The sequence below is a fragment of the Campylobacter sp. CFSAN093227 genome (assembly GCF_012897855.1).
Taxonomy (GTDB): domain Bacteria; phylum Campylobacterota; class Campylobacteria; order Campylobacterales; family Campylobacteraceae; genus Campylobacter_D; species Campylobacter_D jejuni.
Window position 1 is genome coordinate 1125053 of sequence record NZ_CP040610.1, and the last position, 12544, is coordinate 1137596.

Genomic DNA, 12544 nt, shown 5'->3' on the forward strand with positions numbered 1-12544 from the left:
TTAAAGTTTGCCCACAAAATTTCGCTTCCTTTTTGCAAAAAGAGCTAAAACCACCATCAACGCAAATCCCAAATAAACATAATTAGGAATTTGAGCCGCTTCACCTGCGGCGTAAGAATGAAGTCCTGTTAAAAAGTAATTTACTCCAAAATAAGTCATAATAATAACCCAATAAGCAAACATACTCCATAAAGCAAACACAAATTGATTACAATATTTTGGAATCATTCTAAGATGCAAAATTGCTGCATAAACCAAAATACTAACTAAAGCCCAAGTTTCCTTAGAATCCCAACTCCAATATCTCCCCCAACTTTCATTTGCCCAAATTGCACCTAAAAAATTTCCTACAGTAAGCAAACAAAGTCCAAAAATCATTGCCATTTCATTAATTCTTGTAGCCTCTGTAATATTTCTCAAAATATTAAGATTATATTTTCCATCTTTCTTAAGAAAACACATTAAGAACAATGTAAAGATACCAAGTAAGGCACAAAGTCCTAAAAATCCATAACTAGCAGTAATAACAGATACATGAATACTAAGCCAATAAGAATTAAGCACAGGAACAAGATTTGTAATTTGCGGATTCATTTCGCTTAAATGTGCAACCATTAATACAACACCAGATAAAATAGAAGTTAATGACAAGGCTATAGGACTTTTTCTAGAGAAAAATATACCCGACAAAGACAACGCCCAAGCTATATACACCATACTTTCATAGCCATTACTCCATGGAGCATGACCTGATAAATAAGCACGAAGTCCAAGACCTACTGTATGAATTACAAAAGCTAAAACATTTAAAACATATACCACTTTAAATATAAAAGAGATTTTTAAATTCGGTACGACCATTTTAGAAAAAACAAGAATCAAAAGTAAAAAACCCGCAATTAAATATACAGGAGCGAGTTTAACGAAAATTTCAGCCTTATTAGAAAAAATTTCCATTTCAACCTTGGTTTTACTAGGCATGACTTTATATCCTATTTTTTCTTGATATTCTTTGATAAATTTCAAGCCTTCATCAGCTCTAGTCCAATTACCATCTTTAAAAGCATTTTCCACGGCACTAAAATAATTCTGTATTAAAGCCAAAACAATATGCCCTTCATCCCCCTTAAGAGTAGTTACAGCAGAAAAAGGTGCAAGCCAAACATTATTTGGATTATTTTGAATAGGAATAAATTTAAATAATTCACCACTAAAAACTAAATTTACAACATTAGCTCTTTCATCTAGTTTTATAATTTCCTTATCAAAAACTCCTCTTGCATTTGGGTTTTTACGATTTGCATTTTCAACATATTTTTGAAGTTTATATCGGTTATTCTCATCAAAGAAATCTTTATAAGAAATATATTTAGCACTAGGAATTTCTAAAATATTTGCAATAGCATCACGAACTGCTTGATTTTGTGGCATTAAAATAAAAGGTTCCATTTGCCATTTATCTACATCAACGAGCATGGAAAGCATAACAGCGTTAGAATTTTGATCCTTATAGCTATCACTTTGATGAATTTTTTCTAAAATTTCTCTTGATAGCGTATCAAAAGGCACCATTCTTCCATCTGCTGATTTTTGAACTATTAAAGTGGCAAGAGCTTTAGCATGATTAGTATTTACCACAGGTAAGGTCGAATTTAAATCTTGAGCAAAAGTCTTTTCAGAACCAAAAGATAACAATAAAATAAAAATAATCACACTTGTATGTTTTAAAGTGTCTTTATTAATTAATCTTGCCAAAGTTCTAAATCTAGAATGTGGATTTAAAAAATTCATAAACATTCCAAGACAAAGCAGAAAATAACCTATATAAGTCGGTATTTTGCCCGGATCTTTATTTACAGATAAAACAGTCCCTTTTTCATCTTGATCATAAGAACTTTGATAAAATCTATAGCCATCATAATCTAAAACATTATTCATAAAAATTCTATAATCAAAATTTTCATTATTATTTTTTACGGTAATTTCACTTGCATAAGAAGCTGGAGACATAGAACCTGGATAACGATCTAATACAAAATCTCTTAAATAAATATCAAAAGGCAATTGTTCATAAGAAAGCGCCCAAGAAATAAAGAATTTTTGATCTGCAAGTTCTATCATAATAGGTTTATTATATTCAAAAATATAAAATTCTTTACTTTCATTTTTATAGCTTAATTCTAATTTTAAAGCATTAGAGCCAGTTAATTCTAAGTTTTTATTCTTATTGCTTAAGGCAAAATCTTTAAAATGCAATAATAAAGAATTTTTCCAATTTTGAGGCTCGCCAAAAGTAGAAATCAACATAGTTCTACCCACTTCTAACCAAGCAGATTTAAACCATAACCAAAAACTTTCATCTTGAGGTCTATTGGAACCTTCTAAAGCTTCTTGCGCATGCAAAGAAGCAGCTTTAACTACAAAACTAATATCATTAATTTCATAAAGTCTTCTTTCCTTAGCATTTGCCTTTTCTCCAATTTTAAGGTCTAAATTTTGTCCATCTAGCATACTTAGAAAATGTAAGTTTTCACTTGAACTTAAAGTTAAATTTTCATCAATTTTTACAAAAGGTGCTTTAACATTATCGTTCATAAAAGCAAAGTTAACCCCTTCTATATTCTTAACTTCACCTTTTTCAAATTTAACATCAACACCTTGAGATCCTTTTTGAGAAAGCATCAAAACCAATAAAGGATCAGAATTATTATTTTCTTTATAAGTATAATGAGCATTTAAGATTAAATCTTTATATTTTAATACAGCTTGATCATCACCTAAATTAAGTTTTAGTTTAAAAGAATTAGCAAAAGGCAAATTTCCTATATAACGATCATTAACCGCACTATAGCGTTCTCCATCTTTTATAGCAGAAATACGCAAAGAAGTCTTAGAACTTTCTATAAGTGAATTTTGAGTATGCTCTCTAATAGGTAAAATACCTTCAAAACCAGCATATCTTGTCATTGCAGAACCCACTAAAATAAATAAAAAAGAAATATGAAAAATCATTAAAGGTAATTTTTTAAGCCCAAACATTTTATAACGAAACATCCCGCATAGTAAATTAATACCAAGTAAAAGTTGTATATATTCAAACCAAAAAGTATCATAAACCATTGCCCAAGCCGTAGGAGTTCCATAAGCACTTTCAATAAAAGTTGCCAAAGCACAAAAAAGCGCAAAAAGCAAAAACAATACAACCGAAACTCTTAAATCCCCTATGCTTTTTATTATATTTTTCATTCTTTTTCCTTTAAATTTTAAAGCCCTAAATATTTCTTTCTAATCTCATCATCACCTATTAAATTTTTAGCCTCGTTTTCCATTACAATGCGACCATTTTCCAAAACATAAGCATAATCACTTATTTTTAATACAGAATAAGCATTTTGCTCTACCAAAAGAATAGTTATACCCTCTTCTTTTAAACGCACAATAATATCAAAAACTTCACCCACAATCTTTGGAGCAAGTCCCAAAGAAGGCTCATCCAACATCAAAAGTTTTGGTTCACTCATTAAAGCCCTTGAAATCGCAAGCATTTGCGCTTCTCCTCCACTCAATGTTCCAGCTAAAGCATGCTTTTTACTTGCAAGTCTTGGAAAAAGTTTATACATTTGCTCTCTTAAATGCTCATAATTTTCAGCATTATTAAAAGCACCTATTTTTAAATTTTCCTCTACGCTTAAATTAATAAAAACACGCCTTCCTTCAGGAACTAAAGCTATACCTTTTTGAACTAAAGTATGAGTTAAATGCCTTTTAGTATCATAACCTAAGAAATTAACCTCACCAGTTCTTTTAACTGAGTTTAAAAGCGCATTTAAAGTTGAAGTTTTACCTGCTCCATTTGAACCTATAAGAGAAACAATATGACCTGTTTCCACTTTAAAATCAATCCCTTTAACAGCTTCAATTAATCCATAATAAACATGCAAATCTTTAACTATTAGCATCAAAATCCCCTAAATACGCAGCAATTACTTCTTTATGATTTACAGCATCGCAAAGTTTACCTTCAAAAATTGTTTTTCCATAATCAAGTACCAATACGCGATCACACAATTTATTTACAAATTTCATATCATGCTCTATAAGCAAAACGCTAATTTTATAATCTTTTCGTAATTTAAAAATGAGCTCAGCAAGTTCATCACTCTCAGTGCTATTCATCCCAGCGGCTGGCTCATCAAGCAATAATAATCTTGGTTGAGTAGCCATTGCTCTTGCAATCTCAACTTTTCTTTGTTGTCCATAACTCAAGCTAGCAGCCTTTTCATAGGCAAATTCTGCAATACCAAGTTCTTCTAATATTGCATAAGCCTTCTCTTTAAATACTTGTTCTATTTTTCCAAAACGCCCTAAATGCAAAAAGGCTTCAAAAATATTATATTTCATTTGTTTATTAAAACCAATAAGAACATTTTCAAGCACATTCATGCTTGAAAAAAGCCTAATATTTTGAAATGTTCTAGCTATTCCTAAATGCACAATCTTATGAGGTTTTAAGTGATCAATTCTTTCTCCTAGAAATTCAACCGAACCTGAACTAGGTTTATAGTTACCTGTTATAATATTAAAAAGAGTTGTTTTGCCAGCCCCATTAGGTCCAATTAAAGCAAAAATTTCACCCTCGTTGATTTTAAAAGAAGTTTCATTAATAGCCTTAACACTACCAAAACTTTTTGAAATTTGTTTTAATTCCAAAATCATTTTTTGCTCCTTTTAAAACGCTTTTTAATCCCTCTAATCACATCACTCAACTCATAATAACCCATTATGCCTTTTCTTGCAAAAAGCATTACTAAAATCAGAACAATAGAAAAAACAACCATTCTAAGCCCTGGCATTGATTGGATATCAAGATTTAAAGAATCTATTTTTATATTTAACTCATCTAAAAATCTAAGCCATTCACTTCCACCAATAACCAATATCGCACCTATAATAGCACCTGTAGTAGAACCAAGTCCACCTAAAACAATAATAATCAAAAGCTGAAAAGTAAGTAAAAAATCAAATTGAGTTGGAGATACGGTAGTCAACAGACAAGCTAAAAGTCCGCCACCTACACCTTCTAAAAATGCTGAAGTGCTAAAAGCTAAAGTTTTTATCCAAAAAGTATTTATTCCCATAGCGCTTGCAGCATCTTCATCATCTCTTATAGCCTTCATTGCACGACCATATTTAGAATAAACTATATTTAAAATTAAAATAACCGCTACAATAGCAATACCACCTGTCCAATAGATCGTGGAAAATTGTGGAATATCTACCAGCCCTCTTGAGCCATTAGTAATAGAAGGAAAATTAATAGCAGCTATTTTAATAATTATTCCAAAGCCTAAAGTTACAATAGCCAAATAATCCCCTCTCACGCGAAATACAGCAAAAGCCAAAATCAGGGCAAGTAAAGATGAACAAATTCCAGCCATAATTAAAGCTAGAATAAAGGAATTTGAATGGATAGCTAAAATAAAAGAACTAGGACCATCTAAAAAAAACTGATCATTTTTTGCATCAGCACTTAAAAGAACTAAAGCAGCCACATAAGCTCCAATCGCAACAAATCCATTGGGTTCTAGTGAAAATTGTCCAGTTATACCATTAATAAGGTTGTAACTCACAGCCAAAATAATAAAAATAGCAATTTGATTAACAATGTTTAATCCATAGTCCCCAAAAATATAAGGAGAAATGAAAATAAAAATAATTGAAGCAATTAAAAAGATTAAATGTGAAACCTTAATTCTAACCATCATTAAAACCTACTCTTTTCAAAATTTATACCTAAAATTCCCGTAGGCCTAAATAACAATATAAACACCAAAAAAATAAAAGCAAATGCATCTTTAAAGCCTGATAAATCTGGAAAAAAAGCCACAACAACAACTTCAGTAAATCCTATAATAAGTCCACCCAAAACTGCACCTACTACAGAACCTATACCTCCTAAAACTGCGGCAGCAAAAGCTTTTAAACCTATTAAAGTTCCCATAGTAGGTTCAACAGAGTAATAATTTGCAGCCCAAAAAACACCCCCAACTGCTGCCAAAGCTGAACCTAGGGCAAAAACTATAGCAATAATACGATTTGCATCTATACCCATTAAATTTACTGTTTGTATATCAAATGCCAAAGCACGAATAGCTATACCATATTTGCTTTTATACAAAATCCATAACACTGCTATTAAAATAACAAATGTAAGAGCAGGAACCATTAAAGAACCATAAGTTGTTATCACTCCACCAAAATTAACACTTTCCTCAAAATAACTTGGCGGTGTAAAAGTTCTAGGTGTTGAAGTAAAAAGCATATTAAAAAGATTTTGCAAGAAAAAACTAATACCGATTGCTGTAATCAACAATGAAATTCTAGGAGCCTGTCTTAAAGGTTTATAAGCGATTCTATCTGTAGCTATTCCAACACAAGCAGCAAAAATCATTGCTAAAGACAAAGCTCCTAGAAAAGGAACATTTAGATTAGTCATGCAAAAAAGAGCCGCATAAGCACCAACCATCATAATATCGCCGTGAGCAAAATTAATAAGTCTTAACACGCCATAAACCATAGTATAGCCAACAGCAATAAGGGCATACATACTGCCTAAACTAAGTCCATTAACAAGTTGTTGTAAAAATAAAGTAGAATCCATAATCTTTCTATTTTTCCTTTAAGGATTGATAATATCTTTATAATTTTGCTTCTGATTTTTAATTTCTTTAACCACTACAGAACGAGTTGCATTTCCTGTTTGATCAATACTGATAACACCAGAAACGCCTTGATAATTTTTAGTTTGGTGAATTTTTTCATTGACACACTTACTAGTAAGATTTTCAACGCAAGCATTCATAGCATTTAGCATTACAAAATACGCATCAGCACCCATAGCTGAAAAATTTGGAACTTCTTTTGTTCCCTTAGCTTTTTCATAAACACTGATAAATTCTTTGCTTAATTTTGTAGTTGGATTATTAGCATCAAAACTATCTGTGAAAATATAACCCTCGCTTGCATCTCCAGCTAAACTAATAAAAGTTTGATCAGCAACTCCATCTGCAGAACCCATAGGAATATTTAAACCTGCGAGTTTTGATTGTCTTGCAAATAAAGAAGCTTCACTATAATAAAGCGGTAAAAAAATAAATTCTGGATTTAAACTTTTAACTTGAGCTACAATAGCTCTAAAATCTTTATCACCTGAATTAACTCTTAAAATTCTAAGAATTTGACCACCATTAGACTTGTACTGTTTTTCAAAAGCTTTTGCTAAACCTAAGGAATAGTCAGTGCTTTGATCTACTACAATAACAGCACTTTTGTAATTAAGTTTTGAAAAAACATATTTTGCTAAAGATGAACCTTGAAAACTATCCATAAAACATACTCGAGAAGAATATATTTTTTTATCAAGCAATCTATCACCAGTTGCAGCAGGAGCGATCAATGGAATTTTATTATCTTCTGCTACGCGCATAACTTGCAATGTATTAGCAGTAACCATTTCCCCTATAAGGCCTATAACTTTATCTTGAGAAACTAAACGATTTGCTCCACTCGAAGATTCTAATTTATCACCTTTAGTATCAATAATAGCAAGAGAAACCTTATCTCCATTACTTAAAGCTGATTGCATTGAATTTGCAAGTTTAATCCCTTCTAGTGCGCTTTGTCCATATGCTGCAGTAGCTCCGCTAAGCGGTAAAACAACTCCTATTTTGACTTCCGCAGCACTTAAACTTAAACTTAGAATACTTGCTAAAATTAAACTTTTTTTCATTCTCTACCTTTATTTTAGTAATTATGGATTTATAATTGTTTTATAATTTTGTTTTTGATTTTGAATTTCTTTAATCACAACAGAACGAATGGCATTACCGCTTTCATCTATGCTAATCACACCACCAACAGCTTGAAAATCTTTAGTTTGATGAATTTTGCTATTAATACATTCGCTGCTAAGATTACCAACGCAAGCATTCATAGCATTTAACATTACAAAATACGCATCAGCCCCCATAGCCGAAAATGCTGGAAGTTCTTTTGTTCCTTTAACTTTCTCATAAGCTGCAACAAAATCTTTTCCTAATTGTGTAGATGGATTGTTATAATCAAAACTATCAGTGAAAATTACTCCATTAACAGCACTTCCGCCAAGATCTATAAAAGTTTGATTGTTAACACCATCTCCTGCTGCTAAAAGTTTATCAAAACCAATTTGTCTTGCTTGTCTCGCAATTAAAGCAGCTTCAGGATGATAAATAGGCATATAAACAAAATCAGGATTTAAACTCTTAAGTTGAGAAACCACAGCTCTAAAATCTTTATCTCCTGAATTAATAACAAGTTTTTTTATAATTTTCCCACCATTATTCTTAAAAGAATTTTCAAAAGCTCTTGCCAAACCTAAAGAATAAACATTGCTTTGATCTATGATGATAACAGCATTTTTAAGTCCTAAATCCTTAGATACATAAGTAGCAAATTTATCTCCTTGAAAACTATCTTTAAAACAAACTCTACTTGCATATTTCTTTTTATCTAGCAATTTATCTCCAGATGCCACTGGAGCTATTAGGGGAATTTTTTTCTCTTCTGCTATAGAAATAGCTTGAATGGTATTTGGAGTTGTAGCTTCACCAATAATCCCAAGGACTTTATCTGTTGCTATTAAACGATTAACTCCATTTGAAGTTTCAAGCTTATCTCCTTTTGTATCTATTGTGATAAGTTTAATAACATCTCCATTTGAAAGTTTTGGCTGTAGCTTATTAGCCAGTTCAATTCCGTTAAAAACATCTTGCCCATAAGCTGCCACAGTTCCAGTTAAAGGTAAAACTACTCCTATATTAATATCCTTAGCATATAAGCAATTTACCATAGTTAAAACACTTAAAGTTAAAGTTAGTTTTTTCATAGTATTCCTTTTAATTATAGTTTTTACATTTTATTTTAGAAATATATTATGTTTTGTTTTTTGCGCAGGTTCTTCTTCAAGAAGATCTTTTACTTGCAAATCAAGCGCAAAATTTCCACCTTTAATATAAGCAATAATATTATCTATATCCTCGTGGCTTAAATTTCTAGCATAAAAAGCCATTTGAGAAGCTGTTGTAGAACTGCTACTATCAAGAGTATAACCTATCAAAGCTCCTTTAATATCCTCAGGAGACATATCTTTTAAAATTCTAGATCCTATAACACTCTTTTCAGCATTATCTCCATGGCAAGTATTGCATTTATTTTGAAAATACAAAGCCTTCGCTTTTTCCATATCATATTGCTTATTTGCATCAAAGGTATAAGTAAAAAATGATTTCAAGTTAATACCAAAAAGCGCAACAACAAATATTGAACTAATAAACAACCAGCGTGCAATCATGATTTTCCTTATTTTATTGTAATTTCTGTTTGTGTTTTATTTTGATATCTATGTGTTTTTTTGTTGTATTTTTTTTCTTTTTTAATATCATAGCGATAACGAACAGTCCCTGAAACTTCTATATCTTTAAAGACTTCATCTAACGGAGCTGCAAAAACAAAATGATTTAAAATCATACCAATTAAAAATATTTTTTTCATTTTTATTCTTTAAACACAAAAAAACGATTATATCAAAAAAAGATAATCCTTGTTAATGACCACCTTTGTGTAAAAAATAAAGTCCTACACAAAGAGCTAAAATCGATCCAGCAAGAAAAGCCATATCCACAGGAGTAGCAAATTTCATCTGTAAAACCCTTTGAAAGAAATTTACCACTAAGACCATAATGATAACTTTTGCAAGCTTGTCTTTTAATTGATCTAAGCTATGCACCTCTAAAACCTTGCTTTGTTTTGTTTGTTTAAATTCTTCTATTTCGCTGATAAAAAGCTCATAAACTCCAAAAGAAAAAATAAACAAAACTAAAGCCATAAGATAAAGATCAACAGCTCCTATAATTAAAGCCACCACATCCTCATGCAAATCCACATTAGAACCTGCATCAAAAAAATAATTATAAGTATAAAATATAACTTTTAAAACATCATAACTTGCAATAAAAAACAATACAAAAGCTCCAATTAAACCAAAAATTACGGGTAAAATTGTAACAATACGACTTCTAACAAGTAAAGATTCAAATATTTTCTCTAACATTTTTTTCCTTATTTATTTTTTAATTCTAACCATTTTTGCGCAATACGCACAGCATTTGTTGCAGCACCTACACGAATTTGATCCGCCACACACCAAAGATGGAGTATTTTTTTATCATACACATCAGCACGAATTCTTCCTACATAAGTTTCATTAGTATCGCTAGTCATTAAAGGCATAGGGTATTTTTTATTTTTAGGATCATCTATGACAATAACACTTGGTGCTTTTTCTAAAATTTCTTTAGCTTTTTTTACATCTATTTCTTTTTCAAAATGCATAGTAATGGCTTCGCTATGACTTCTTAAAACAGGCACTCTTACACAAGTTGCCGAAACTTCTAAATTTTTATGTAAAATTTTTTGAGTTTCATTGACCATTTTAAGTTCTTCTTTAGTGTAATCATTATCCACAAAAACATCAATTTGTGGAATAAGATTAAGTGCTAAAGTATAAGGAAAAGTTTGAGGTTCAAATTCATCAAGTTTAAAAGCAAAAAAACTTTGCATGGCTTCAACCAATTCTTGCATTCCTTCTTTTCCTGCTCCACTTGCAGCCTGATAGGTACTTACATCAACACGCTTTAAATTAAATGCATCATTTAAAGGTTTTAAAACTTGTACCATTTGTATGGTAGAACAATTTGGATTAGCAATAATCCCTGTTTTTTTCCAATCTTTAATATCCTCAGGATTGCATTCAGGAACCACCAAAGGAACATCTTTTTCCATTCTAAAATGACTTGTATTATCAATTACAATAGCACCTGATTCTACTGCAAATTTAGCATATTTTTCACTCACACTTCCACCTGCGCTAAAAAAAGCAATATCAATAGGATTTTCTTTAAATACATTTTCGGTAAGTTCTTTGACTTTATAAGCTTTGCCTTTAAATTCTACTTCACTACCTACACTTTTTGCACTTGCTAAAGGTAAAATACTTTCCACTGGGAAATCAAGTTCATCTAAAACATTTAAAAGCTCTTCCCCAACCGCACCAGTAGCACCCACAATGGCTATTTTTTGTTTTTTTGACATTACTTATCCTTTATTTGATATTTTTTAATTTTTTCATTTAAAATTTTTATATCCATACCTAAAATTTCAGAAGCTTGATCCTTGTCATAATCTACACTTAAAAGAACTTCACAAATCAATTCTTTTTCTAAATTCTTTACATCTTTTTTTATACTTCTAGCTTCTAAGAACAAATCTTCACTTGAAATTTCATCATTTTCACTTAAAATACAAGCTCTTTGTACAACGGATATTAATTCTCTAATATTACCAGGAAAATCATATTCAAGTAAAGCATTTTTAGCTTCTTGGCTGAGCTGTTTTTCCTTAAAATCATATTCTTTACAAGTATCTTCTAAAACCTTTTGAGCTATACCTAAAATTTCTTCTTTACGCTCTCTTAAAGGCGGGATATTAATAGGAACAGTGTTTAAACGATAATATAAATCTGAACGAAATTCGCCATTTTTTATTTTTTCATCTAAATTTGCATTAGTTGCACTAATAATTCTTACATCTATTTTGATGCTTTTTGTACTTCCAAGTCGTGTGATTTCTTTTTCTTGCAAAGCTCTTAAAAGTTTAGCTTGAATTTCATAAGGCATTTCACCAATTTCATCTAAAAACAAAGTGCCCTCATTAGCCATTTCAAAAAGCCCTATTTTAGTTGCATTAGCATCAGTAAAAGCACCTTTTTCAAAACCAAAAAGCTCACTTTCAATCAAATTTGCAGGAATGGCTGCCATATTAATAGCAACAAAAGGCTTATTAGAGCGTTTAGAATGAGTGTGAATATAACGAGAAAATACCTCTTTTCCTACTCCACTCTCTCCAAAAAACATTACAGAGGCATCAGTTTTAGCCGCTTTTTGACTTAAATTTAATGTTTTTTCTAAATTAGGAGAAGTTGAAAAAAAATCTTTATTTTCTTCTTTTTTTTCATTTTTTTTGCTTTTTTTATCGGCTGTTTTTTCTCTTATGATTTTAGCACGCTTAATAGCCTCGACTAAAGTATCAACATCAAAAGGCTTGGTTAAAAAATCTTTTACTCCCAAACGAACCGCTTCTATAGCACGGCTTAAAGTAGCATTTCCTGTCATAATAATAAAATCATATTTATTTTCACAGGCTTTAACAAATTCTATGCCATCAATTCCTGGCATATTAATATCTGTAATAATCAAATCTGTATTCTCATCTATTTTTTTTAAAGCTTCAGTAGCAGATTTATAAGATTTAATATTAAATTCTTCATACTCTGCTAATGCAATTTCTAAGGATTTGCGCATATTAATATCATCTTCTACTATGACTAAATTCATCCTAAGCCTTTTAAAAAATTTCTACTATAGTATCCAATTTGCGCTTAATTTTG

At 30.7% G+C, this 12544-nt stretch carries 12 protein-coding genes; all 12 read right to left on the reverse strand.

Translation table 11 applies throughout. The annotated features are described in order from the left end of the window. The 12 genes from ccsA to flgR are packed head-to-tail and all read right to left on the reverse strand — an operon-like array spanning position 1 to position 12491. Positions 1-3246, reverse strand: a complete 3246-nt coding sequence (ccsA, locus tag FBF06_RS05960; protein ID WP_070317357.1) for a cytochrome c biogenesis protein CcsA — start codon at positions 3244-3246, stop codon at positions 1-3. Positions 3247-3263: 17 nt separating this feature from the next. Next, on the reverse strand, positions 3264-3959 hold the full coding sequence (locus tag FBF06_RS05965; protein ID WP_168977584.1) for an ABC transporter ATP-binding protein: 696 nt from the start codon (positions 3957-3959) through the stop codon (positions 3264-3266). Next, complete coding sequence (locus FBF06_RS05970) at positions 3946-4716, reverse strand: ABC transporter ATP-binding protein (RefSeq protein ID WP_002859185.1); 771 nt, start codon at positions 4714-4716, stop codon at positions 3946-3948. The genes FBF06_RS05965 and FBF06_RS05970 overlap by 14 nt, the downstream gene beginning before the upstream one ends. After that, entirely contained in the window at positions 4713-5765 is a 1053-nt protein-coding gene (locus FBF06_RS05975) for a branched-chain amino acid ABC transporter permease (RefSeq protein ID WP_052795898.1), read from the reverse strand. Before FBF06_RS05975 ends, FBF06_RS05970 begins: the two co-directional genes overlap by 4 nt. Then, complete coding sequence (locus FBF06_RS05980) at positions 5765-6661, reverse strand: branched-chain amino acid ABC transporter permease (RefSeq protein ID WP_002852952.1); 897 nt, start codon at positions 6659-6661, stop codon at positions 5765-5767. Before FBF06_RS05980 ends, FBF06_RS05975 begins: the two co-directional genes overlap by 1 nt. 18 nt (positions 6662-6679) lie before the next feature. Next, entirely contained in the window at positions 6680-7789 is a 1110-nt protein-coding gene (locus tag FBF06_RS05985) for an ABC transporter substrate-binding protein (RefSeq protein ID WP_002852953.1), read from the reverse strand. A 21-nt stretch (positions 7790-7810) separates the two neighbouring features. After that, the gene (locus tag FBF06_RS05990; protein ID WP_002859183.1) at positions 7811-8926 is read right to left on the reverse strand and encodes an ABC transporter substrate-binding protein; all 1116 of its coding nucleotides are present in this window, start codon (positions 8924-8926) and stop codon (positions 7811-7813) included. Between the two features lie 30 nt (positions 8927-8956). Beyond that, positions 8957-9391, reverse strand: coding sequence for a c-type cytochrome (locus FBF06_RS05995; protein WP_002853050.1), 435 nt, complete (start codon positions 9389-9391; stop codon positions 8957-8959). 8 nt (positions 9392-9399) lie between these two features. Beyond that, entirely contained in the window at positions 9400-9591 is a 192-nt protein-coding gene (locus FBF06_RS06000; protein WP_002853004.1) for a mini-MOMP protein, read from the reverse strand. 52 nt (positions 9592-9643) lie between these two features. Further along, positions 9644-10150, reverse strand: a complete 507-nt coding sequence (locus FBF06_RS06005; RefSeq protein WP_002852919.1) for a YqhA family protein — start codon at positions 10148-10150, stop codon at positions 9644-9646. 8 nt (positions 10151-10158) lie between these two features. Continuing rightward, the gene (locus FBF06_RS06010) at positions 10159-11190 is read right to left on the reverse strand and encodes an aspartate-semialdehyde dehydrogenase (protein ID WP_002867161.1); all 1032 of its coding nucleotides are present in this window, start codon (positions 11188-11190) and stop codon (positions 10159-10161) included. Next, complete coding sequence (gene flgR / locus FBF06_RS06015; protein WP_168977585.1) at positions 11190-12491, reverse strand: fla regulon two-component system response regulator; 1302 nt, start codon at positions 12489-12491, stop codon at positions 11190-11192. Before flgR ends, FBF06_RS06010 begins: the two co-directional genes overlap by 1 nt. Positions 12492-12544: the final 53 nt, after the last annotated feature.